The organism is Novosphingobium sp. BL-A-28-Hi1-0D (assembly GCF_055521755.1).
The window spans coordinates 469,391-487,049 of sequence record NZ_CM145502.1 but is presented as its reverse complement, the minus strand read 5'-3'; the positions used below and the strand labels follow the sequence as shown (position 1 = coordinate 487,049).

Here is a 17,659-nt window from a genome sequence, read left to right as displayed (position 1 = left end):
TCGTGACGCATCTTTACCCCAATCTCATCAACGGCGAGCTGGTAACCACCGAGTCTTCGCTGGATGTCGTAAACCCCGCCAACGAGCAGATCATCGGTTCCGTACCCGCCTGCGGCGCTGCCGAACTTGACCGTGCCGTTGCCGCCGCGCGCGCCGCGTTCAAGACCTGGTCGAAGACCCCGGTCGATGACCGCCGCGCCGTGATCCGCGCCATGGCCTCGGCCATCGAAGCGAACTTCGAGGAACTCTACCGCCTGCTCACCAGCGAACAGGGCAAGCCGCACCATCAGGCGCAGCATGAGATCGGCGCTTGTGCAGGCATGATGAACGCCCAGTCCACGCTGACGCTGGAAGAGACGATCAACGAAGACAGCGATGAGCGCCTGAGCCGTACGCGCCGCGTGCCGGTGGGCGTGGTTGCGGGTATCGTGCCGTGGAACTTCCCGTTGCTCATGGCAGTCCAGAAGATCGCCCCGGCCATCCTGTCGGGCTGCACGATCGTGCTCAAGCCCTCGCCGTTCACGCCGCTGACCACGCTCAAGTTCGCCGAACTGATCAAGGACATCGTGCCGGCAGGCGTCGTCAACATTATCACCGGCGAAGATGCGCTCGGCCCGATGATGACTTCGCATCCGGACATCGACAAGATCACCTTCACCGGCTCGACCGCCACCGGCAAGCGCATCATGGAAGGCGCTTCGAAGGACCTCAAGCGCATCACGCTGGAACTGGGCGGCAACGACGCCTCGATCGTCCTGCCCGATGCCGATGTTTCCAAGGTTGCCGAACAGCTGTTCTGGTCGAGCTTCACCAATGCCGGTCAGATCTGCGTCGCTGCCAAGCGCGTCTATATCCACGAGGATATCTATGACGAGATGAGCGCGGCCATCGCCGAGTACGCGAAGACCGTGAAGGTCGGCGATGGTTCGGAGCAGGGCACCGGCGTCGGTCCGATCCAGAACAAGAAGCAGTTCGAACGCGTCTGCGAACTGATCGAGGATGCCAAGGCCAACGGCTACAAGTTCCTCGTTGGCGGCGATGTCGATCCTTCGGGCACCGGCTACTATGTGCCGATCACGATCCTAGACAATCCGCCCGAAGACGCGCGCATTGTGGCCGAAGAGCAGTTCGGCCCGGTCATGCCGCTGATGAAGTTCTCGAGCGACGACGAAGTCATCGCGCGCGCCAACAACTCGGACTACGGCCTTGCCGGCGCGGTCTGGACCAAGGACACCGATCGCGGCGTGAAGATTGCGGAGCAGCTCGAAACCGGCACAGTCTGGATCAACGAGTTCCTTCACCTTTCGCCCTTCGCACCTTTCGGCGGCCACAAGCAGTCGGGCTTCGGTGCGGAATACGGCATCGAAGGCCTGAAGGAGTTCACCTACAGCCAGGTGATCACCGTCAAGAAGGACGCGCTGGTCTGACAACCGCTGGCCCTCTCCCTTGAGGGGGAGGGCCTCGGTCTGAATAAACCCGCTCCGTCATGCCAAACAAGTTCAGGGGGTGACGGTGCAACTTGGGTCGGCGCGCTGCGCAAGCCGCCCGCAATTTGAAGGAATGTTTCGGTGCCCATCGACCTGTCCAAGATCAAGGCGATCGACGTCCACGTCCATGCCGAGGTCTCGTGCCATGATCCGGAAGACCCGGTAATGGGCAAGTACTTCGATGCGGCATCGGCCTATTTCAAGGCCCCGCGCGAGCGGCCCAAGATGCCCGAGATCATCGAGATCTATCGCGAACAGCAGATCGCCTTCTGCATGTTCACCGTCGATTGCGAGAGCGGAATCGGTGCGAAGCGCGTCTCGAACTACGAGATTGCCGAAATCGCGAACAAGAACAATGACATCTGCATCCCCTTTGCCTCGATCGATCCGCACAAGGGCAAGATGGGCGCCCGCGAAGCGCACGATCTGATCGAAAACCATGGGGTCAAGGGCTTCAAGTTCCATCACATCATGCAGAACATCGAGCCGGCCAGCCAGGTCGGCTACCCGATCTATGAAGTGATCAACGAATACAAGCTGCCGGCGATCTTCCACACCGGCCACTCAGGCATGGGCACCGGGATGCGCGGCGGCGGTGGCGTTCGCCTCAAGTATGGCCAGCCGATGCTGGTCGACGATGTCGCGGTCGATTTTCCCGACATGAAGATCATTCTCGCGCACCCCTCGTGGCCGTGGGTTGATGAAAGCCTGTCGATGGCGCTGCACAAGGACAACGTGTTCATCGACCTCTCTGGCTGGTCGCCGAAGTACTTCCAGCCGCAGATCATCCAGTATGCCAACACGCAGTTGCGCAAGAAGATGCTGTTCGGCTCCGACTTCCCGCTGATCCACCCGCAGAAGTGGCTCGATGCCGCGCGGCAGGTCGGCTTCAAGGACGAGGTTCTGCCCGGCATCATGAAGGACAACGCGGCCCGCGTGCTCGGTCTGGCCTGAGCGCGGCCAACGGACCGGACCCGAAGGAACAGGCAATGCCCGATCCCGACGATATCCGCGCCTGGCAGAGGCTGGACGCGCAGACAACCACGTCGGGCCGGATCGAGGACAAGGACGTCATGCGCCTCGCCGATCTCGGCGTCTCGCATGTCGTCAACCTCGCGCTCGAAACCCATCCCGAGGCTCTGGCCGGGGAAGGGGAGAAGCTCGCCGCGCAAGGCATCGCCTATACCCACATCCCCGTGCCGTTCGATGCGCCTGGCGAAGATCATTTCGCCGCATTCGTGAAGGCGGTGGAGCAGGGTCCGAAGCCGGTCCACGTCCATTGCATCATGAACTGGCGCGTCTCGGCCTTCTTCTACCGCTACAACCGCGACCATCGCGGCCTCTCCGAACCGGAAGCGCGCGCGATCATGCAGCGCCAATGGTCGCCCGAAGGCCACGACAGCAAGGAGGCCCGGATCTGGGCCGAATTCATCGCACCGAGGCAAGCGTGACCGATCTGACCGACAAGCACGTTGTCATCACCGGTGCCTCTACCGGCATCGGCCGCGCTACCGCCACGGCCTGCGCGAAGGCCGGTGCCCGCGTCATGCTCATCGCTCGCCGCGCCGACCTGCTCGAACAGGCAGTCCGCGAACTCGGCGGCGCAACGGCGTTCGCCGCCGCCGACGTTGCCGACAAGGCCGCGCTCCACGCCGCGCTCGATCATGCGATCACAGCCAATGGCCCGATCGACGGCCTGTTCCTCAACGCCGGGATCGGCGGCATGTTCTCTCCCGTCGAGGACTATACCGACGAAGCTTTCGATGCGGTCATGGCGGTCAACCTGAAGTCGGTGTTCTGGGCGATCCAGCACGTGCTTCCGACGATGAAGCAGCGCGGGCGGGGCGCGATCCTCGTCACCGGCAGCCTTGCGAGCGAGCGCGGGTTGCCGATGAACGCGGGCTATGTCGCCAGCAAGCACGCGGTCCTTGGCCTGTCGCGCGCAGTGGCCAACGAGGCAGCCGAGTTCGGCGTGCGCTGCAACTGCATCCTGCCCGGACTGATCGAGACCCCGATGCTCGATGGCCTGCCGCCCGAAGCCGCCTCGCAGATGGCCAAGGCCGTGCCGCAGGGCCGCACTGGCTCCTCCGACGAAGTGGCGCAGGTAGCCGCCTTCCTTCTTTCCGACGCCGCCAGCCACGTCACAGCCCAGAGTTGGGCGGTGGACGGCGGCATGCTCGGCACTATGCGAGTCTGAAACGATGGCCCTGAAATACTACCACGCCGAACCGCTGGCGAACTCATTGAAGTCTATGGTCCCGCTCAAGGAAAAGGGCCTCGCCTACGAGAGCATCTACGTCGACCTGCACAAGTTCGAGCAACACCAGCCTTGGTTCACCGCAATCAATCCTGAGGGTCAGGTCCCCGTGCTTGACCATGACGGCACGATCATCACCCACACCACGGTGATCAACGAATACCTCGAGGATGCCTTCCCCGACGCCCAGCCTGCCGATGCCCCGTTGCGTCCACGCGATCCAGTCGGCGCGGCGCGGATGCGCTACTGGAACAAGTTCATCGACGAGCACGTGATGAACTACGTCTCGATGCACGGCTGGCATCGCATGGTCGGCGTGATCGCGCGCAACATCGAGAGCGGGGAGTTCGAGAAGCTGCTCGAAAGCATTCCGCTGCCGGACCAGCGCAAGAAGTGGGCCACGGCGCGCTCGGGCTTCTCCGAAGCAGACCTCGCCAACGCCACCGCCAAGATCGAATATGCCATCGACAAGGTCGAGAAGCAGCTCGGGTCAACGCAATGGCTGGCCGGCGACACCTACACGCTGGCCGACATCAACTTCTATTCGCACTGCGGCATGATGGTTGAACGCATGTTCCCGGAAATGGACGTGGCCAAGCGCGCACCTCGCCTCATCGAATGGCGTGATCGCGTCACCGCACGCCCCGCCGTCGCCGAAGCCCTTAAGAGCGAGGACCGCACCGCGCCGGGCCTGCGCACATGGTCGGGGCACGTGCGCTGATGGCAGGGTTCGTTCTGATCCATGGTTCCTGGCACGGCGGGTGGTGCTTTGATCCCGTCGCCGAAATCCTGCGCGGGCGCGGCCACACCGTTGTCGCGCCGACGCTGCCCGGGATGGGCGGCACGGCGGAGGAAATGGCGGCCGTCACGCTTGAGGGTTGGGGTGAATTTGCTGCGCAGCATTGTCGCGAGCTGAAGGCGCGAGGCGTTGGCCCGGTCGTCCTTGCCGGACACTCCCGCGGCGGTCTGGTCGTATCCACTGCGGCAGAGCGCGATCCCTCCGCGATCGATGCCATCGTCTATATTTGCGCGATGATGCTGCCTGCCGGTATGAGCCGGGCGGAGTTCAAGGAAACCGAAGGTCCGAACCCGGCCTTCGACGCGATCATCTCAAAGGTCCACGGAGGCATCGCCACCGTGATCGAAACTGCGAATGCTGCGCCGGTCTTTGCACAAGTCTCGCCGCCTGATCTGGTCGAAGCGGCCATGGCAAGGCTGATGGCCGAACCCCATGCACCGCGCTCCGAAAAGATCGTGGTGACGCCCTGGCGTTGGGGCAGCTTGCCGCGCACCTATGTCGAATGCACGCTCGACCGCACGATCCCGATCGAAAGCCAGCGGCGCATGATCGCGATGTCGCCGGGGGCAAATGTGATCACGCTTGAGGCTGATCACAGCCCCTACCTGTCCAAGCCTGTGGAGCTTGCTGACGCGCTGGAAGCGGCGATCCCGGCCTAATCCCCGAAGAAGTTCAGCTCCAGCAGCACGTTGTTCGGGTCTGCGGTAAAGATCTGACGCAGACCGATCGCTGCGACGAGGTTGGTCTGGCAGTCGAGCCCCATCGCGCCGATCCGCCGCAGCGTCTCGTCATAGCCTGAACAGTTCAGCGCCACGTGATGGATCGCTCCGGTCAGCGATCCCGGCTGCACCTCGCGGTCATAGGCGCGCGGGCAGTCGACCGCGTTTATGTGGATTATCGCCTTGCCGCCCGCATCGTACATCCATTGCGCGTTCTGCGGGGTCAGGGGTGGCGGGCCATCACGCCGCTCCAGCCCCAGCAGTGACCTGTAGAACTCCGCCGTCTCGTCGAGACGGTCGGTGATGATGTTGACATGGTCCAGCGCGTTGACGTGCATTGTCTCCCTCCCGCAGCAAAACGGCGGCGAAAGCATGGTGCTCCCGCCGCCGCCTGAATTCAACGCATCAAAGCGTCAGCTCTTGAACACGACGGTCTTGTTGCCGTTCACCAGCGCGCGGTCTTCCAGATGCAGGCGCACCGCTTCGGCAAGCACGCGGCGCTCCACGTCGCGGCCCTTGCGCACGAGATCTTCGGGGCTGTCGGCGTGGGTCACGGTTTCCACGTCCTGATGGATGATCGGACCTTCGTCGAGGTCGGCCGTCACATAGTGGCCGGTCGCACCGATCATCTTCACACCGCGCGCATGTGCCTGATGATAGGGCTTGGCGCCCTTGAAGCTCGGCAGGAACGAGTGGTGGATGTTGATGCAGCGGCCCGAAAGGAACGATGCCAGATCGTCCGAGAGGATCTGCATGTAGCGCGCCAGCACCACCAGTTCCGCGCCCGTCTCGGTGACGATGCGCTTCACTTCGGCTTCCTGCTGCGGCTTTGTGTCCTTGGTGATCGGCAGGTGGTAATAGGGCATGTCGCCGATCAGCGAGATGTTCAGCGCTTCCTTGGGATGGTTGCCGAGGATCGCCACGACGTCCATCGGCAGTTCCCCGATGCGCGTGCGGTAGAGCAGATCGCCAAGGCAATGGTCGAACTTGCTGACCATCAGGATCACCTTACGCTTCACTGCGGTGTCGCGAATGTTCCAGTTCATGCCGTAATGCTCGGCCACCGGGGCAAATGCTGCGCGGAAATGCTCGACCGAACCTTCGCCCGGATCGAACACCACACGCATGAAGAAATTGCCGCTCAGCGAATCATCGAATTGCTGCGCCTCGCTGATGTTGCCACCGGCCTCGTAAAGATTGCCCGTCACTCGGGCCACGATCCCCGGCTTGTCCTCGCATGACAGCGTCAAAATCAGCGATGCGCTCATCAAAATCTCTCCCGTCGTTGTCGCGTTAGGGGTGGCGCTCATCGGGCGCAACATTTCCCATTGCGAATCTCGAAGGAGATTGTATGTGTTGCATACAAGTTTTTCAACCCTGCCATTTCAAGTCGGGAGAGTTTCACATGGCAAAGAACCTCGAAGAGGTAATCCAGCAGAACGGCAACGTCGTCGAAATGCTGCGCAACTCGCAACTGGGCGCATACGTCTATCCGGTTGTCGCACCGGAATTCTCGAACTGGCGTTCGGAGCAGTGGGCATGGCAGCACAGCGCCGTCCTGTTCGACCAGTCGCACCACATGGTGAACCTCTATATCCGCGGTAAGGACGCAGCCAAGCTGCTGTCCGATACCATGATCAACAGCTCGAAGGGCTGGACGGTCAACAAGGCCAAGCAGTACGTGCCGACCACGCCTTATGGTCACGTTATCGGTGACGGCATCATCTTCTGGGAAGAAGAAGAATCCTTCACTTACGTCGGTCGCGCGCCCGCTTCGAACTGGCTGCGCTACCACGGCGCGACTGGCGGTTACGATGTCGAGATCGAGCTGGACGACCGTTCGCCGATGCGCCCGATGGGCAAGCCCGTCACCCGCAAGGAATGGCGCTTCCAGATCCAGGGTCCGCAGGCCTGGAACGTGATCGAGAAGCTGCACGGCGGCCCGCTCGAACAGCTCAAGTTCTTCAACATGAGCACCATGAACATCGCCGGCAAGACCGTTCGCACGCTGCGCCACGGCATGTCGGGCGCGCCGGGCCTCGAAATCTGGGGCCCCTATGCCGAGCAGGAAGAAATCCGCGCCGCCATTCTGGAAGCCGGCAAGGAATTCGGCCTGATCGCTTGCGGCAGCCGCGCTTATCCTTCGAACACGCTCGAATCCGGCTGGATCCCCTCGCCGCTGCCCGCGATCTACACCGGCGAAAAGCTTAAGGGCTTCCGCGAATGGCTGGCGGCTGACAGCTACGAAGCGACCGGTTCGATCGGCGGATCGTTCGTCTCCGACAACATCGAAGACTACTACCTCAACCCGTGGGAACTGGGTTACGGCAACTTCGTCAAGTTCGACCATGACTTCCATGGCCGCGAGGCGCTTGAAGCCCTGAACCCCGCCGAACAGCGCAAGAAGGTGACGCTCGCCTGGAACCCCGAGGACATGGCCAAGATCATGGCCTCGCTGTTCAACCCCGATGGTGACCAGTACAAGTTCTTCGACACCCCGCTCGCGAACTACGCCTCGTCCAACTACGACCGCGTCGTCGATGCAGGCGGCAAGACCGTCGGCTTCTCGATGTTCACCGGCTACTCCTACAACGAGAAGCAGGCGCTCAGCCTCGCCACGATTGATCCGGAAATCCCGGTCGGCACCGAACTGCGCGTGGTGTGGGGCGAAGAGAACGGCGGCACCCGCAAGACCACCGTCGAGCCGCACAAGCAGATCGAGGTCCGCGCGATCGTTTCGCCGGTCCCCTACAGCCGCGTCGCTCGCGAAAACTATGCCGAAGGCTGGCGCACCGCGCGCTGAGGCAAACCACCGTATCGCCCGGACCGCCAGAACGGCGGCCGGGCGTTCGGCATGAACTTCAGAGGATCCCGAACATGGCAAAGGCATCGATCATCCATCCCAACTGGGACAAGACGCCCGACGGGATCACGGATGGCTTCTCGCTGGAGATGACCGCCAAGGACGAAGCCTCGCTGCGCGATGCCGCCCCGCTCATCCCGGCCGAAACCCCCGTTGCCGTCACCTTCCTCCCCGGCGAGGACGTTGGCGCCCGCGTTGCCGCCACGATCGCGGTGCGCGAACTCGGCTTCGAGCCGATGCCACATTTCTCCGCCCGCCGCATCACCTCCGAGGACGATTTCGAAGGCTACCTTCGCGCCGTGGTCGAAAAGGCTGGCGTGACGCGCTGCTTCATCGTCGCAGGCGATCCGCCAGAGCCGGTCGGCCCCTATTTCGACACTTCCGCCCTGATCGCCACCGGCGCGTTCGAGCGCTCGGGCATCAAGGCCATCGGCATCGGCGGACACCCGGAAGGCCATCCGAACATGACGGAGGCCGAGTGCTGGGCGGTCCTTGAAAAGAAGGTGGCAGACATCACCGCGCGCGGCATGGCCCCGCTGATCGTCACCCAGTTCGGGTTCGATCCCGATGCTTTCCTCGCCTGGCTGCTCGAACTGCGCGCGCGCGGCATCGACGCGCCCGTCCGCATCGGCGTCCCCGGCCCCGCTGGAATCAAGCGCCTGCTCGCCTTTGCCGCCCGCTGCGGTGTCGGCGCGTCGACCTCGGTGCTCAAGAAGTACGGCATCTCGGTCACGAACCTGCTCGGCACCGCCGGGCCGGACAAACTGGTCGATGCCTTCGCGCGTGGCCTCGGGCCCCAGCACGGCAAGGTCCGCCTGCACTTCTATCCCTTCGGTGGCCTGACCAAGACGCTCGAATGGATTCACGGCTACAACAAGAAGCACGGTATCGGCGCATGACCGATTTCGTTCTTGTCCACGGCGCATGGGGCTGCAGCTTCGCGTGGGATCGCCTCAAGGCCGATCTCACCGCTGCCGGACACCGCGTCCTCGCCGCCGACCTCACCGGCTTGGGCCGTCGCAAGGCTGAATTCCATCCCGGCATTACGCTCACGACCCACATCGACGACGTCTGCGCCCAGATCGCCGAGGCCGGTTTTGAGCGCTTCGTCCTCGTCGGCCATTCGTGGGGAGGCATGGTCATCACCGGCGTCGCAACGCGCTTGGGTGCCCGGATTGACGCCATCGTCTATGTCGATGCTTTCCTGCCGCGCGACGGCCAGTCCTTGTGGGACCTGACCGGCGAGTGGGAGCACAACCACTACGTCGGCAGCCAGAAGCACAAGCCCGGCGCAGTCTCGCCGCTGCCCGGCCTCGAAAGCCCCGTGCTGTCCGATCACCCGCTGCTGACGCTGCTCGAAGCCGTGCGCTTCACCGGCGAAGAGGCGAAGATCCCTCGCCACGTCTATGTCTTCGCCAATAGCTGGAGCCCGTCACCCTTCCCGCAATTCCGCGACCGGGTGCAGGATGATCCGGCCTGGGAATACCACGAGGCCGAAGCCAGTCACAACGTGATGGGCGATCAGCCGGAGCAGTTATTCCAGATCGTGCTCGACTGCGCTTGAAAAGGCCCACCCCCGACCCCTCCCGCCTGCAGGAGGGGAGAAGCAGGCAGTGATCCTTGCCCTCCCGCAGGCGGGAGGGCCGCGAGACTTAATGAGCCGAAGGCGAGTTTAGTCGCAGCGGGGTGGGCATCACCCTTGCGCTGCAAGACTCTGCATCCGCTTCAGATAGCGCGCCAGCACGTCGATCTCGAGGTTGACCTTGCGCCCCGCCACCAGCGTGCCGAGTGTCGTGACTTCAGCGGTGTGCGGGATGATGTTGAGCATGAAGTGGCAGCTGCCATCGGCCTGATCGGCCACTTCGTTGACCGTAAGCGAAACGCCGTCCACCGTGATCGAGCCCTTGGGTGCGATGAATGGGGCAAGTTCCTTGGGCGCGGCGACGATGTACTGCCACGATGCGCCGACCTGCGTTACCTTCACCACTTCGCCCACTGCATCGACATGACCGGTCACGATATGGCCGCCCAGTTCGTCACCCAGCTTGAGCGCGGGTTCGAGGTTCAAGGGCGCGCCCACAATCCACTGCTCCGGCGCAGTGCGGCTCACCGTCTCGCCCGAAACGTCCACCGCGAACCAGCCTTCCCCCGCGACGCCGCCCTTGTCGACGACCGTCAGGCACACGCCCGAGCAGGCAATCGACGCGCCGATCGCGATCTTTGCCGGGTCCATCGCGCACGAAATCGTGATGTGGCGGTCGCCCTTGTCCTCGATGGCGAGGATGTTGCCGATTTCGGTGACGATCCCGGTGAACATATCAAATCTCCTTCAGCGCAAGCGCTCGTAGACGTCGAGCGCATCGCTGCCAAGCGTCCGACGGTCCACATGCCGCCATCGCCCATGCGCGTCGGCCAGCGAACCAAGACCGATGTCGCCGATGCACGGCAGCCCATCACCCACGATGATCGGCGCGCGATAGATCAGCAGCCGGTCAACCATGTCGGCGGCGACGAAGCTGGCAGCTGCCTGCGCACCGCCCTCGACGAACAGGTATTGCGCATCTCCAAAGGCTCCCGGCGCAGCGATATCCGCCACGCCCCTCCAGCCCTCAGGCACGTCCCCTCGCGTCAGCACCAGCCGCTGCGGACTGCGCTGTTCCAGTCCCGGCAGCCGCACGTCCAGCCGGGGGGCATCGGCACGCATGGTTCCGCTGCCCACCAGAATCGCATCGACCCGCGCGCGTTCGACGTGGCAATGCGCCCGTGCCTCAGGCCCGGTAATCCACTGGCTCGACCCATCCGCAAGGGCCATCTTCCCGTCGAGCGAAGTTGCCAGCTTCAGCGTCACATGGGGCCGCCCCAGTGTCGTCCGCGTCAGGTATCCCGCCAGCGAAGTCCGCGCCGCAGGGGAAGGCACAAGCTCCGCTGCGATCCCCGCTTCGTGCATCGCCGCAATGCCGCTCCCCGCCGTGCGCGGGTCCGGATCTTCCACGCCGATCACCACGCGGGCAAGGCCGCTCGCCAGTACCAGCGAGGTGCACGAAGGACCGCGCGTGCTCGCATGGGCACAGGGTTCCAGCGTCACGTAAAGCGTGCCCCCGCGCGCAGCGTCGCCTGCCTGCGCCAGTGCTCCGGCCTCGGCATGAGGCCGCCCTCCGGCCTGAGTCCACCCGCGTCCGACGACCACGCCGTCCTTGACGATCACCGCGCCCACCGCCGGATTGGGCCTGCTCAGCGGACGCCCGCGTGCAGCCAGCGCGCCTGCCGCATCAAGCCAGCGCAGGTCGTCCGCCCTGCTCATTGCGCGCCGTTCGGGGCTTTCTTCATCTCGGCATCGAACACGGGATTGTCGACCATGTGCTTGTCGAGCACTTCCTTGCGCGCGGCTTCCACCTTCTTGCGGTACGCCTCGCGTTCGGCCTTGCCTTCCTCGTATGCGCGCTTGGTCTCGACCCCGGTGGCATCGCCCACGGCCTTGTACATCTGACGGACGCGCTCCTGACGCGCTTCTTCCTCGACTGCCTCGGCACGGGCCTTGGCAGAGGCCGCCTTGTTCTCGGCGAGAATCTCGGCGTCGCTGCGGTTTTCGAGGAAGCTCGGGAAGTAGATGATCTCGGGCGGGCGGGGCAGGGCGGTGCCGCCCTCCATGGCCATTGCGGTGAACAGCGTGCCCGTCACCGCCGCCGCCAGCAGCAGCCCGACCCGGCGATAATCGCTCGGCGCGGTGAACACCTGCCAGAAATCGACGATGGCCCGGCGCGGGGATACGTTGCGGAAGAAAGCTCTCATGCTCGCCTAGATAGGGCCAGCCGCCCCGTTTCGCTACCCGTCAACCGAACGGCGCATAGAGACTGCGCCCGTGCCGCTTGAGCCAGCGATTGGCCGCACCGATCTCGCCCTCGAACAGAGTGCCGAGATGGGTGTGGAAGGCGGGGCTGTGATCGAAGTGGCGCATGTGCGCAACCTCGTGCGCCACGACCGAGCGGCGCACGAAATCGGGTGCCATGATCAGCCGCCAGTTCATCCGGATCGATCCGTCCGCCGCGCAGCTGCCCCAGCGGCGCTGTGCACGCGATAGCGAGATGCGTGGCATCGCTTCACTGGCCTTTGCGCAGTAGTGCGCCAGATCCTGCCCGCACAGGGCAAGCGCTTCGGCTTCCAGCCAGCGCTGCAACCGCGTGCTCAGTCCCTCGACCGGCCCGCCCACGATCAGCCGTCCGTCCTCGACCACCGGCTTGCGCCTTGCCTTTGCGGACCAGGCAATCTGCAGCACCTCGCCCCGGAAGGGCAGGGTAGCATCCGGTGCGATGGTGCGTGGTTCGGGCAGGCGGGCAAGCTGTCCCGCCAGCCAGTCCGCCCGGTCGCGCGCAAAAGCCTCGGCATCGCCCACGCGGCCCCACGCCGGGATCGAGACGCGCGCCTCGCTGCCATCTGGTGCCAGCCGCAGCGTCATCCGCCGCGCATGGCCGAGCTTGCGGATCACCAGCGGCAACTCGCGCCCTTCGACCATCAGCGTCCGGCGCGAAACCGCACGCGGGGCAGGGGTCTCCTTGGCCCGCGTATCGGCGCGCCGCAGCCAGTCGAGCATGCCCCTAGTCATCGAAGTGGTCCGAAGGAACGATGTGGTCTTCCAGAGGCCCCGCCAGCGTCTCGCTCACCGCCTTGCCGACCACCGACTGGCCCGCGCGATGCACAGAATCGCGGTCGCCCGAGATCAGGTAATGCCAGTCCGGCAGCGGCCTGTTCTCGGCGCGCAGGCGGTAGGCGCAGGTATCCGGCAGCCACGGCAATTCGCGCGCCAGCTTCGGCGTCAGCCTCAGGCAATCGGGCACATAGGCGCGGCGGTGCTTGTAGTCGCTGCAGCGCGCGGTGCGCAGGTCGAGCAGCTTGCATGCCACGTTGGTATGGATCACCTCGCCGGTGTCCTCGTCCTCCAGCTTGTGCAGGCAGCACTTGCCGCAACCGTCGCACAGCGCTTCCCACTGCTCGCGGCTGAGTGTCGCCACCGGCCGTTCCCAGAAGCGGTCTTGCGTCAATTCACCCACTTTGCCAGTTCGGCGGCGACGGCCTTGCCGTCCTGCTCGGCAGGCAGCAGTGCGATGGCTTCGCCGTCCGGCCCCATGAGATAGGCGGCGCGGCTGTGGTCCATCAGGTAGGCCTCAGGCTTTCCGTCATCGCGCTTGGCATAATAGACCGCCCACTTCTTCGTCACATCCGCGATCTGCGCAGGGGTGCCCGTCAACCCGACCACGTCCTTGCCGAAATTTGCGGCATACTTGCCGACGACTTGCGCGGTATCGCGCTCGGGATCAATCGTGATGAAGATCGGCACGATCGGCTTGGCATCGGCGTGCTCCTTGCGGAACAGCCGCAAACCTTGCGCGATGTTCTGCATGTCGAGCGGGCAGACGTCGGGGCAGAACGTATAGCCGAAATAGACCACGCGGTACTTGCCCGCAAAGTCGCTCCACTTCACCGCTTGGCCATCCTTGCCTGTGAGTGCAAAGTCGCCGCCGATGGATGCGCCTTCGAGCGGCGGCTTCTCGGCAGGCGCGAAGTTGCACCCACCAAGCGCGAAAGTGCAGGTTGCGGCGAGCGCGGCGAGGATCGATCTGAAAGTGAGGGCCATGGCGCGGCGGTTCATGCTCTGCTAACCGTCACCTTGCAAGAGGCGAGTCCTTGAGCCGCATAGGCTTATGGGGCACGCAACAGGAGGATAGAATGCTGTCGAACAAGCGCAGGCCGCTCATCGCAATGGCCATGCTGCTCGCCACGGCCATGGCCGTTCCGGCCCACGCCCAGTTTTCCGACAGCTACAAATTCCTAGAAGCCGTCCGCAAGAAGGAGGGTGACAAGGTCACCGAGGCCCTGAACGAGCCCGGCACCCAGATCGTCAACACCAAGGACTACACCACCGGACAGACCGGCCTGCACATCGTCGTCGCCCGCCGCGATCTCGTCTGGGTCCAGTTCCTGATCGCCAAGGGCGCCAACGTCAACGCGCGCGACAATCGCGGCGTTACCCCGCTGGTCCTCGCTTGCGAGATGGGTTTCCTCGAAGGCGTCGATGAACTGATCAAGTCCGGCGCCCGCATCGACGAGGCCAACAACACCGGTGAAACCCCGCTGATCAGCGCCGTCCACCGCAAGGATCTCGCGATGGTGCGGATGCTGATCAAGGCCGGGGCCAACCCTGATCGCCCGGACAATTCGGGCCGCTCCGCGCGCGATTATGCTGCGCTCGACAAGGGCAGCCCGGTGCTCGGCGAACTGGAAAAGGCCTCCAAGGAAGCCAAGGCTACAGGTGCCAAGAAGACCTACGGTCCCTCGTTCTGATAGTGGCGTGCAAGCAATGACCGATGACACCAGCCTCGAAGCCCTGCGCCTCCGCCTCGCCCCGGCTATTGCCGAGGCCGCCGCGTTTGACGGGTGGAAGCCTGCTGCGGTCACCGCCGCCGCGGCGATGGAAGGCGTGGACCCTGCGCTTGCCGCCTTCGCGTTCCAGGACGGACCGATGCAGATGATCTCGGCCTGGATTGCCCGCATCGATGCCGACATGGCAGAGGCGCTGCCGATGGAGCAGCTCGGCAACCTGCCGATCCGCGAACGCATCCGCCGCCTCGTCCAGTTCCGTCTCGATGCGCTCAACGGCAAGGAAGAGGCGCTGCGCCGCGCGCTCACCATCATGGCAATGCCGCAGAACCTGCGCGCCTCCACCCGCCTCGGCTGGTCGAGTGCCGACGCCATGTGGCGGCTCGCAGGCGATGTCGCGACCGATTACAACCACTACACCAAGCGCCTGACGCTCGGCTCGATCTACGCGGCTACCCTGGCCTACTTTGCGCAGGACACCAGTGACGGCCACCAAGACACCCGCACCTTCCTCGACCGCCGCATCGAGAACGTAATGCAGTTCGAAAAGGCCAAGGCCAAGCTGACCAAGCCGCGTGAGGAAACCTTTTCGCTGACAAGAATGCTCGGGCGGTTGCGCTATCCGGCAGCTTAAACTGGCAGACGAGACGTTACCCCTTTTCCACGTCGCCCCGGCGCAAGCCGGGGCCCACTACCCTTCGGCGGGGCGGGCCGTCGGCGTAATGGATCCCGGCCTTCGCCGGGATGACGGGGGGTGGGAGGTGTCCGCGACGGTCGACCATCAACCTGATTTTTGATCCAGCGCAATTCTATTGCGAATGACTTGCAAATGCCTCGCCGCTATGGCAGCGGGAACGGGTGACGCTCGATCAGCTCCCCATCGGAACACCTGCCCGAATCGCTTCGGTCGATTGGTCCGCGCTCGTCGCGGAAGAGGCGCAGCGCTTGCGCGCGCTCGGCCTTGATGAAGGCGCGCGGGTGACGCTCGCCTATCGCGGGGTGTTTGCCGGCCGCGATCCGCTGGCAGTGGAGATCGGCCGCATGACCGTCGCCATCCGCCGCGTCCACGCGCTCGCCATGACGGTCGAACCGGTTGCCGAAGCAGTAGCATGAGCAGGATGCCCACCGTCGCCGCGCTGGTCGGCAACCCCAACGCGGGCAAGAGCGCGCTGTTCAACGCGCTGACCGGCGCGCGCCAGAAGATCGCCAACTATCCCGGCGTCACCGTGGAGCGCAAGGCGGGCCGCCTGCTGCTCCCCTCGGGCGAGCCGGTCGAACTGGTTGACCTGCCCGGCTCCTACGGCCTCGATTCCACCAGTCCCGACGAGGAAGTGACCCGCAATGTCATCATGGGCGAGCAGGCGGGGCAGGCCAAGCCCGACGTCATCGTCCTCGTGCTCGACAGCTCGAACCTCGAACAGCACCTCGTCTTCGCGCAGGAAGTGCTCGAACTTGGGCGACCCACTGTCGTCGCGCTCAACATGGTCGATCTGGCCGAGCGTGATGGCCTCGTCCTCGATCCCGCCGCGTTGCAGACCGCGCTGGGCGTGCCGGTGATCCCGACCGTCGCCGTCCGCCGTCGCGGCCTCACCGAACTCGCTGCCGCCATTGCCGAAGCGCGAGACCGTTCGGAAGCCGCGCAGCCGTTGCCGCGTCCGCACGTCACCCTGCCCGAACGTCGCATGCTCGCTCACCAGATGGCGAGCGGGGCGATCCTTTCCGAAACCGCCAGGCACCGCATCCACGCGCGCATGGACAAGGTTCTGCTCCACCCCTGGGCCGGGCCGCCGATCCTGTTCGCGTTCCTGTTCATCGTCTTCCAGGCCGTGTTCAGCTGGGCCACCCCCTTTGCCGACGCGATCGACGGTGGCGTCTCGGCGCTCGGCGATCTGGCCAAGGCTGCCATTCCGCCGAGCCTCGCGCGTGACCTGCTCACCGATGGCGTGATCGCGGGCGTAGGCTCGGTACTCGTTTTCCTTCCGCAGATCATCATTCTGTTCTTCTTCATCCTGACGATGGAGGCGACCGGATACATGGCCCGCGCCGCCTTCCTGATGGACCGCATGATGGCGGGCGTCGGCCTTTCGGGTCGCAGCTTCATCCCGCTGCTGTCGAGCTTTGCCTGCGCGATTCCGGGCATCATGGCGACGCGCTCGATCACCGATCCCAAGGACCGGCTGACCACGATCCTGATTGCGCCCATGATGACCTGCTCGGCCCGCCTACCGGTTTATGCGGTGATCATCGCGGCGTTCATCCCGAATAACCGCGTCGGCCCCGGCATTGGCCTTCAAGGCCTCGTCCTGTTCTGCCTCTATGTCGCCGGAATCATCGGCGCGATGGTCGTGGCGCTGGTCCTGCGCCGCTCGGTAACCAAGGGTGCGGCTTCGGGCTTCATCATGGAACTGCCCAAGTACCAGCTACCGACGGTCAAGGATCTGGCCCTCGGCCTTTGGCAGCGCGCATGGATCTTCCTGCGCCGCGCCGGCACGATGATCTTCACTGTCACCATCGCGCTGTGGATACTGCTCAACTTCCCGCGTGCCGAGCCGGGGCAGGACCAGATCAACGCCTCGGTCGCGGGAACGCTCGCCAATGGCCTGTCGGTCGTACTCCAGCCCATCGGCTTCAACCGCGACATGAGCCTTGCGATCATCCCGGCCATGGCCGCGCGCGAAGTCGCCGTGAGCTCGCTCGCCACGACTTACGCGGTCAGCGCCAGCGACGACGAGGATCAGGCCGCCGTGGCTCTGGGCGACCAGCTCAAGTCACGCTGGACCCTGCCGATGGCGCTCGCCTTCCTCGCATGGTTCGTTTTCGCCCCGCAGTGCCTTTCGACCATCGCGGTCGCCCGGCGCGAGACCAATGGCTGGAAATGGCCGTCCTTCATGCTCGCCTACCTCTTCGCGCTGGCCTACGCGGCGGCAGGGGTGACCTATTGGGCCGCGATTGCGGCAGGGTTGGGGTAAAAGGTTTCACGCAGAGACGCGGAGAAGAAGAGGAGACGCAGAGATGTCGCGCTCGCGGCGCAGCCGCTCTCCAATTCCGCTCTTGCGTCAACCTCTTCGCTGCTCGAATGAAGGGGCCTTGCGGCCCAGCCCTACGCCTCTGCGTCTCCCTTTTCTTCTCCGCGTCTCTGCGTGAAACCCATCTTCCTTCTGG

General features: G+C 64.4%; 21 protein-coding genes. 13 read left to right on the top strand and 8 right to left on the bottom strand.

From position 1 onward, the window contains the following. Positions 1-2 precede the first annotated feature (2 nt). From ACZ1JW_RS02430 to ACZ1JW_RS02405, 6 genes are all read left to right on the top strand, one after another. Positions 3-1,427: an aldehyde dehydrogenase family protein gene (locus ACZ1JW_RS02430; protein WP_465141821.1), complete on the top strand. Its 1,425-nt coding sequence runs from the start codon at positions 3-5 to the stop codon at positions 1,425-1,427. A 141-nt stretch (positions 1,428-1,568) separates the two neighbouring features. Beyond that, entirely contained in the window at positions 1,569-2,441 is an 873-nt protein-coding gene (locus ACZ1JW_RS02425; protein WP_465141820.1) for an amidohydrolase family protein, read from the top strand. A gap of 35 nt (positions 2,442-2,476) precedes the next feature. Continuing rightward, positions 2,477-2,938 carry a protein tyrosine phosphatase family protein gene (locus tag ACZ1JW_RS02420; RefSeq protein ID WP_465125046.1) on the top strand — a complete coding sequence of 154 codons (462 nt, stop codon included), beginning with the start codon at positions 2,477-2,479 and terminating at the stop codon, positions 2,936-2,938. After that, on the top strand, positions 2,935-3,684 hold the full coding sequence (locus ACZ1JW_RS02415) for an SDR family NAD(P)-dependent oxidoreductase (protein ID WP_465141819.1): 750 nt from the start codon (positions 2,935-2,937) through the stop codon (positions 3,682-3,684). The genes ACZ1JW_RS02420 and ACZ1JW_RS02415 overlap by 4 nt, the downstream gene beginning before the upstream one ends. A gap of 4 nt (positions 3,685-3,688) precedes the next feature. Beyond that, positions 3,689-4,465, top strand: a complete 777-nt coding sequence (locus ACZ1JW_RS02410; RefSeq protein WP_465125048.1) for a glutathione S-transferase family protein — start codon at positions 3,689-3,691, stop codon at positions 4,463-4,465. Beyond that, positions 4,465-5,202, top strand: a complete 738-nt coding sequence (locus ACZ1JW_RS02405) for an alpha/beta fold hydrolase (RefSeq protein WP_465141818.1) — start codon at positions 4,465-4,467, stop codon at positions 5,200-5,202. Before ACZ1JW_RS02410 ends, ACZ1JW_RS02405 begins: the two co-directional genes overlap by 1 nt. Here ACZ1JW_RS02405 and ACZ1JW_RS02400 read toward each other — a convergent pair. After that, positions 5,199-5,600, bottom strand: coding sequence for a VOC family protein (locus tag ACZ1JW_RS02400; RefSeq protein WP_465125050.1), 402 nt, complete (start codon positions 5,598-5,600; stop codon positions 5,199-5,201). The two genes, ACZ1JW_RS02405 and ACZ1JW_RS02400, sit on opposite strands and share 4 nt — an antisense overlap. Positions 5,601-5,675: 75 nt before the next feature. After that, complete coding sequence (gene purU / locus ACZ1JW_RS02395) at positions 5,676-6,530, bottom strand: formyltetrahydrofolate deformylase (RefSeq protein WP_465125051.1); 855 nt, start codon at positions 6,528-6,530, stop codon at positions 5,676-5,678. A 137-nt stretch (positions 6,531-6,667) separates the two neighbouring features. Here purU and ligM point away from each other — a divergent pair, with 137 nt between their 5' ends. From ligM to ACZ1JW_RS02380, 3 genes are all read left to right on the top strand, one after another. After that, positions 6,668-8,065 (top strand): vanillate/3-O-methylgallate O-demethylase, encoded by a 1,398-nt coding sequence (ligM, locus tag ACZ1JW_RS02390; protein ID WP_465141817.1) that lies wholly within the window; start codon positions 6,668-6,670, stop codon positions 8,063-8,065. Positions 8,066-8,139: 74 nt separating this feature from the next. Further along, positions 8,140-9,024 (top strand): methylenetetrahydrofolate reductase, encoded by an 885-nt coding sequence (locus ACZ1JW_RS02385; RefSeq protein WP_465125053.1) that lies wholly within the window; start codon positions 8,140-8,142, stop codon positions 9,022-9,024. Further along, positions 9,021-9,689 (top strand): alpha/beta fold hydrolase, encoded by a 669-nt coding sequence (locus ACZ1JW_RS02380; protein WP_465125054.1) that lies wholly within the window; start codon positions 9,021-9,023, stop codon positions 9,687-9,689. The genes ACZ1JW_RS02385 and ACZ1JW_RS02380 overlap by 4 nt, the downstream gene beginning before the upstream one ends. 129 nt (positions 9,690-9,818) lie before the next feature. Here ACZ1JW_RS02380 and ACZ1JW_RS02375 read toward each other — a convergent pair whose 3' ends face one another. Genes ACZ1JW_RS02375 through ACZ1JW_RS02350 form a run of 6 tightly spaced genes read right to left on the bottom strand, consistent with a single transcriptional unit; the run spans position 9,819 to position 13,769 of the window. Then, positions 9,819-10,442: a riboflavin synthase gene (locus ACZ1JW_RS02375; protein WP_465141816.1), complete on the bottom strand. Its 624-nt coding sequence runs from the start codon at positions 10,440-10,442 to the stop codon at positions 9,819-9,821. 12 nt (positions 10,443-10,454) lie between these two features. Next, complete coding sequence (gene ribD / locus ACZ1JW_RS02370; protein ID WP_465141815.1) at positions 10,455-11,426, bottom strand: bifunctional diaminohydroxyphosphoribosylaminopyrimidine deaminase/5-amino-6-(5-phosphoribosylamino)uracil reductase RibD; 972 nt, start codon at positions 11,424-11,426, stop codon at positions 10,455-10,457. After that, positions 11,423-11,914, bottom strand: coding sequence for a hypothetical protein (locus tag ACZ1JW_RS02365; protein WP_465125057.1), 492 nt, complete (start codon positions 11,912-11,914; stop codon positions 11,423-11,425). The genes ribD and ACZ1JW_RS02365 overlap by 4 nt, the downstream gene beginning before the upstream one ends. Before the next feature lie 40 nt (positions 11,915-11,954). Then, positions 11,955-12,713, bottom strand: a complete 759-nt coding sequence (locus tag ACZ1JW_RS02360; protein ID WP_465142818.1) for a M48 family metallopeptidase — start codon at positions 12,711-12,713, stop codon at positions 11,955-11,957. Positions 12,714-12,717: 4 nt separating this feature from the next. Continuing rightward, a complete protein-coding gene (locus tag ACZ1JW_RS02355; RefSeq protein ID WP_465141814.1) occupies positions 12,718-13,161 on the bottom strand; it encodes a YcgN family cysteine cluster protein in 444 nt (147 codons plus the stop codon). Then, positions 13,158-13,769 carry an SCO family protein gene (locus tag ACZ1JW_RS02350; RefSeq protein ID WP_465125059.1) on the bottom strand — a complete coding sequence of 204 codons (612 nt, stop codon included), beginning with the start codon at positions 13,767-13,769 and terminating at the stop codon, positions 13,158-13,160. The genes ACZ1JW_RS02355 and ACZ1JW_RS02350 overlap by 4 nt, the downstream gene beginning before the upstream one ends. Before the next feature lie 77 nt (positions 13,770-13,846). Here ACZ1JW_RS02350 and ACZ1JW_RS02345 point away from each other — a divergent pair, with 77 nt between their 5' ends. The 4 genes from ACZ1JW_RS02345 to feoB all read left to right on the top strand — a co-directional run bounded on the left by ACZ1JW_RS02345 (position 13,847) and on the right by feoB (position 17,466). Continuing rightward, positions 13,847-14,461: an ankyrin repeat domain-containing protein gene (locus ACZ1JW_RS02345; RefSeq protein WP_465125060.1), complete on the top strand. Its 615-nt coding sequence runs from the start codon at positions 13,847-13,849 to the stop codon at positions 14,459-14,461. A gap of 16 nt (positions 14,462-14,477) precedes the next feature. Next, the gene (locus ACZ1JW_RS02340) at positions 14,478-15,131 is read left to right on the top strand and encodes a COQ9 family protein (protein ID WP_465141813.1); all 654 of its coding nucleotides are present in this window, start codon (positions 14,478-14,480) and stop codon (positions 15,129-15,131) included. Between the two features lie 224 nt (positions 15,132-15,355). Further along, complete coding sequence (locus ACZ1JW_RS02335) at positions 15,356-15,610, top strand: FeoA family protein (RefSeq protein ID WP_465125062.1); 255 nt, start codon at positions 15,356-15,358, stop codon at positions 15,608-15,610. Then, positions 15,607-17,466, top strand: coding sequence for a ferrous iron transporter B (gene feoB, locus ACZ1JW_RS02330; protein WP_465141812.1), 1,860 nt, complete (start codon positions 15,607-15,609; stop codon positions 17,464-17,466). Before ACZ1JW_RS02335 ends, feoB begins: the two co-directional genes overlap by 4 nt. Positions 17,467-17,659: the final 193 nt, after the last annotated feature.

What these genes read in the sequence shown, in the direction of transcription:
- ACZ1JW_RS02420 (WP_465125046.1), top strand. Translation starts at nt 2,477, where the DNA reads ATGCCCGATCCCGACGATATCCGCGCCTGGCAGAGGCTGGACGCGCAG.
- ACZ1JW_RS02410 (WP_465125048.1), top strand. Translation starts at nt 3,689, where the DNA reads ATGGCCCTGAAATACTACCACGCCGAACCGCTGGCGAACTCATTGAAG.
- ACZ1JW_RS02405 (WP_465141818.1), top strand. Translation starts at nt 4,465, where the DNA reads ATGGCAGGGTTCGTTCTGATCCATGGTTCCTGGCACGGCGGGTGGTGC.
- ACZ1JW_RS02400 (WP_465125050.1), bottom strand. Translation starts at nt 5,600, where the DNA reads ATGCACGTCAACGCGCTGGACCATGTCAACATCATCACCGACCGTCTC.
- purU (WP_465125051.1), bottom strand. Translation starts at nt 6,530, where the DNA reads ATGAGCGCATCGCTGATTTTGACGCTGTCATGCGAGGACAAGCCGGGG.
- ligM (WP_465141817.1), top strand. Translation starts at nt 6,668, where the DNA reads ATGGCAAAGAACCTCGAAGAGGTAATCCAGCAGAACGGCAACGTCGTC.
- ACZ1JW_RS02385 (WP_465125053.1), top strand. Translation starts at nt 8,140, where the DNA reads ATGGCAAAGGCATCGATCATCCATCCCAACTGGGACAAGACGCCCGAC.
- ACZ1JW_RS02380 (WP_465125054.1), top strand. Translation starts at nt 9,021, where the DNA reads ATGACCGATTTCGTTCTTGTCCACGGCGCATGGGGCTGCAGCTTCGCG.
- ACZ1JW_RS02375 (WP_465141816.1), bottom strand. Translation starts at nt 10,442, where the DNA reads ATGTTCACCGGGATCGTCACCGAAATCGGCAACATCCTCGCCATCGAG.
- ribD (WP_465141815.1), bottom strand. Translation starts at nt 11,426, where the DNA reads ATGAGCAGGGCGGACGACCTGCGCTGGCTTGATGCGGCAGGCGCGCTG.
- ACZ1JW_RS02365 (WP_465125057.1), bottom strand. Translation starts at nt 11,914, where the DNA reads ATGAGAGCTTTCTTCCGCAACGTATCCCCGCGCCGGGCCATCGTCGAT.
- ACZ1JW_RS02360 (WP_465142818.1), bottom strand. Translation starts at nt 12,713, where the DNA reads ATGCTCGACTGGCTGCGGCGCGCCGATACGCGGGCCAAGGAGACCCCT.
- ACZ1JW_RS02350 (WP_465125059.1), bottom strand. Translation starts at nt 13,769, where the DNA reads ATGAACCGCCGCGCCATGGCCCTCACTTTCAGATCGATCCTCGCCGCG.
- ACZ1JW_RS02345 (WP_465125060.1), top strand. Translation starts at nt 13,847, where the DNA reads ATGCTGTCGAACAAGCGCAGGCCGCTCATCGCAATGGCCATGCTGCTC.
- ACZ1JW_RS02340 (WP_465141813.1), top strand. Translation starts at nt 14,478, where the DNA reads ATGACCGATGACACCAGCCTCGAAGCCCTGCGCCTCCGCCTCGCCCCG.
- feoB (WP_465141812.1), top strand. Translation starts at nt 15,607, where the DNA reads ATGAGCAGGATGCCCACCGTCGCCGCGCTGGTCGGCAACCCCAACGCG.